The following is a 3,478-nucleotide window of genomic DNA, read 5'->3' as shown; positions in this document are numbered from 1 at the left end:
CGCCGCATCCTTCGCATGCCACGCGTCCGCGATATGGAACCGGTCGATGAACGGCTCCTCCGTCGACCAATAGTTGATGGAGGCCAGATTTACGCCGATTTCCATGGACAAAACGCCTCGCCACTGAACTGAAATTACGGCGTGAGAGCCGTGTCGACGCCGTTTGTAATGCTTGATTTATCAAGGCTTTTTACCCCGGATATGGTTAATATCCGGGTATGGCGGAATAAGGGTTGGTCCCGATCGCGACCGGGAGGGGCCATCATTTCGGAGCCGCTTGAGGGGGGCGGTACGTGATCGTGGGAACGTAATGCGCCCGGCCAACGGCGAACCTCACCCTAGCCACACCCGCCCCAACCCCCTACATCGCGCCCTCTTATGGCCCGTCCACGTCCCCCCGAATTCGACAAGAAGAAGGTCGTCGCCGAGAACCGGCGCGCGCGGTTCGAATATTTCCTCGAGGATTTCTTCGAGGCGGGGATCGCGCTGACCGGGACCGAGGTGAAATCGCTGCGCTTTGGCGAGGGCTCGATCGCGGAGGCCTATGCCGAGGTGAAGAACGGCCAGGTCAGCCTGATCAACGCCAACATCCCCGAATTCAGCCACGGCAACCGCAACAATCACGAGCCCAAGCGCCCGCGCAAATTGCTGCTGCACGAGCGCGAGATCGAGAAGATGCACAAGGGCATGAGCCGCGAAGGCATGACGCTCATCCCGATGTCGGTCTATTTCAACAGCCGGGGCCGCGCCAAGGTCGAGCTCGCGCTGGCCAAGGGCAAGAAGCTGCACGACAAGCGCGAGACGACGAAGGACCGCGACTGGAAGCGCGATCAGGCCCGCATCATGCGGGATCGTGGCTAGGAGGGCCGCCCTTCGGGTGATGCCGGGCTGCAAAGGGCGTTTCCTGCGCTTCCGGTGCTCACGTACTGATGTACGCTGCGCTCCGGTTCTCGGAAAACACCCTTTTCGCCGCGGCCTCACTCCGAACTGCGGCCCTCCTGCGGCATAGCGCCATTTTGGCCGTTTCCAGACAGGCTCTTGCGCGTGCAGCCGGAGGCGTTAACCCGCTGACCATTCGCCAGATTTCGCAAGGTTCCTCCCCCCAATGACGCTGACATCCTCCAAATCCATGCTGCTGCTCGCGGGCAGCCTGTTCGCCTTTTCCGCCGCCGTGGCCGCAGCCCCCGCCGACCATGCCAAGAAGCCGGCCGGCGCCGCCGTCGGCCCGGTCGCGGGCCAGCAGGCCGCGCTCGCCGCCGACGCGCCCCAGATCGGCAAGTTCGGCTTCGACGAAGCGGGCATGGACCGCACGATCGCGCCGGGCGACGATTTCTACGGTTTCGCCAACGGCACCTGGACCAAGGTCACGCCGATCCCGGCCGATCGATCCAATTACGGCGCGTTCAGCGTGCTCGAGGATCTGTCGATCGAACGCATGCACAACCTGCTGGATATCGCGATCAAGGACCCCGGTTCCAAGACCGGTGCGCTCTATGCGAGCTTCATGGATGAAGGCGCGGTCGAGGCGAAGGGCTTCGATCCGATCAAGCCCGATCTCGTGGCGATCAAGGCGATTGCCAGCAAGTCGGATTATGCGCGCGCGCTGGGTTTCGGCCTGCGCAACGGCATCGGCGGCCCGATCGACGCCGGCGTGTCGCTCGACAGCAAGGATCCGGATCGCCCGACGATCGAGGTTGCCCAGGGCGGCCTCGGCCTGCCGGACCGCGATTATTATCTGAAGAACGACCCCAACATGGCCGGCGCGCGCAAGGCCTATGCCGATTATATCGCGCAATTGCTGACGCTGACCGGGGAGCCCAATGGCGCCGCCCGCGCGGCCGCGATCGTCGAGTTCGAAACCAAGGTGGCGCAGGCCCATTGGACCCGGATCGACAGCCGCGATTCCGACAAGACCTACAATGTCTGGACGCGCGCCGATTTCGAGAAGAATGCGCCCGGCTTCGACTGGACCGCCTATCTCGGCGCGGCCGGGCTCAACAACGACAATCATTATCTGGTCGCGCAGCCGAGCGCGATCACCGCGTCGGCGAAGCTGATCGCCGACACACCGATGCCGGTGCTCAAGGATTATCTGCTGGTCCGCACGATCGATGGCGCGGCACCGTGGCTGTCGCGCCGGTTCGTCGACGCCAATTTCGCGTTCCACGGCACGACCTTGTCGGGCACGCCGCAGATCCAGGTCCGCTGGAAGCGCGGCGTCGATCTCGTCAAGAATGCGATGGGCGAGGATCTGGGCAAGAGCTACGTCGACAAATATTTCCCGCCCGAGACGAAGGCCGCCGCCGACCAGCTGGTGAAGAACATCATCGCGGCGATGGACCGCCGCCTGCAAACGCTCGCCTGGATGGACCCCAAGACGCGCGAGGAGGCGCGCGCCAAGCTCGCTGCCTTCACGCCCAAGATCGGCTATCCCGATCACTGGCGCGATTATTCCGGCCTCCAGGTCGCGCGCGACGATCTCTACGGCAACATCAAGCGCTCGAACGCGTATGACTGGCAATATGGGCTGAACAAGCTCGGCAAGCCGGCCGATCGCGGCGAGTGGGGCATGACCCCGATGGAGATCAACGCCTACGCCAACCCGGTGTGGAACGAGATCGTGTTCCCGGCCGCGATCCTGCAGCCGCCGTTCTTCGATCCGCATGCCGATCCGGCGATCAATTATGGCGGCATCGGCGCGGTGATCGGCCACGAAATGAGCCACCATTTCGACGATCAGGGCCGCAAGTACGACAAGACGGGGCGCCTGACCGATTGGTGGACGCCGCAGGACGTGGAACGCTTCACCGCGCTCACCGACAAACTGGTCAAGGAATATGACGCGTACGAGGTGTTTCCGGGCGCGCATGTCCAGGGGGCGCTCACGCTCGGCGAGAATATGGCGGATCTGGCGGGGCTGACGGTCGCGCTCGACGCCTATCATGCCTCGCTCGGCGGCAAGCCGGCGCCGGTGATCGACGGGCTGACCGGCGATCAGCGTTTCTATCTCGGCTGGGCGCAGGTCTGGCGGCGCTCCTATCGCGAGGCCAATCTGCGCCAGCGTCTGCTGACCGATCCGCATTCGCCGTCGATCCAGCGCACCTGGATCGTGCGCAATCTCCAGCCCTGGTATGACGCTTATCAGATTGCGCCGACCGCCAAGATGTACTTGACCCCGGACCAGCGCGTCCTGGTCTGGTAAGGGGCGCTACACGGTCCGGAAGGGGAAGGCCGATCGCGACGCGGGCACCATTGCTGCCGTTCCTGCCGCCCGCCCAGCGCGGACGGAATGGCCTCGTGTCGCTCGCGATCGTCCTGCTCGCGGCCGCGACGCTGCTGTTGCTGTGGTCGCGGATCGCGCCGGCGAGCTTCGTCGTCGCGCTCGCCGCCCTGCTGCTGGTCGGCGCGGCGGTCGCGGGCGCCTTGCTGTTGCGCGTCCGCGCCGCGCCGTCCGCTGGCCCGCGCGACTGGCCTCTGC

At 64.8% G+C, this 3,478-nt stretch carries 3 protein-coding genes; all 3 read left to right on the top strand.

The genetic code is table 11. The features are described from left to right. Nucleotides 1-378: 378 nt before the first annotated feature. Nucleotides 379-861, top strand: a complete 483-nt coding sequence (smpB, locus tag VK533_RS03830) for an SsrA-binding protein SmpB (protein ID WP_324375172.1) — start codon at nt 379-381, stop codon at nt 859-861. 244 nt (nt 862-1,105) lie between these two features. Continuing rightward, nucleotides 1,106-3,202: a M13 family metallopeptidase gene (locus VK533_RS03825; protein ID WP_324375170.1), complete on the top strand. Its 2,097-nt coding sequence runs from the start codon at nt 1,106-1,108 to the stop codon at nt 3,200-3,202. Nucleotides 3,203-3,252: 50 nt separating this feature from the next. After that, nucleotides 3,253-3,478 (top strand): hypothetical protein (locus VK533_RS03820; RefSeq protein WP_324375168.1); only part of this gene is annotated, 226 nt, incomplete at its 3' end.

Source organism: Sphingomonas sp. (genome assembly GCF_035317925.1).
In the GTDB taxonomy this organism is placed as follows: domain Bacteria; phylum Pseudomonadota; class Alphaproteobacteria; order Sphingomonadales; family Sphingomonadaceae; genus Sphingomonas_I.
The sequence above is the reverse complement of the archived record's forward strand: the minus strand, read 5'-3'. Positions and strand labels throughout refer to the sequence as shown.

What these genes read in the sequence shown, in the direction of transcription:
- smpB (WP_324375172.1), top strand. Translation starts at nt 379, where the DNA reads ATGGCCCGTCCACGTCCCCCCGAATTCGACAAGAAGAAGGTCGTCGCC.
- VK533_RS03825 (WP_324375170.1), top strand. Translation starts at nt 1,106, where the DNA reads ATGACGCTGACATCCTCCAAATCCATGCTGCTGCTCGCGGGCAGCCTG.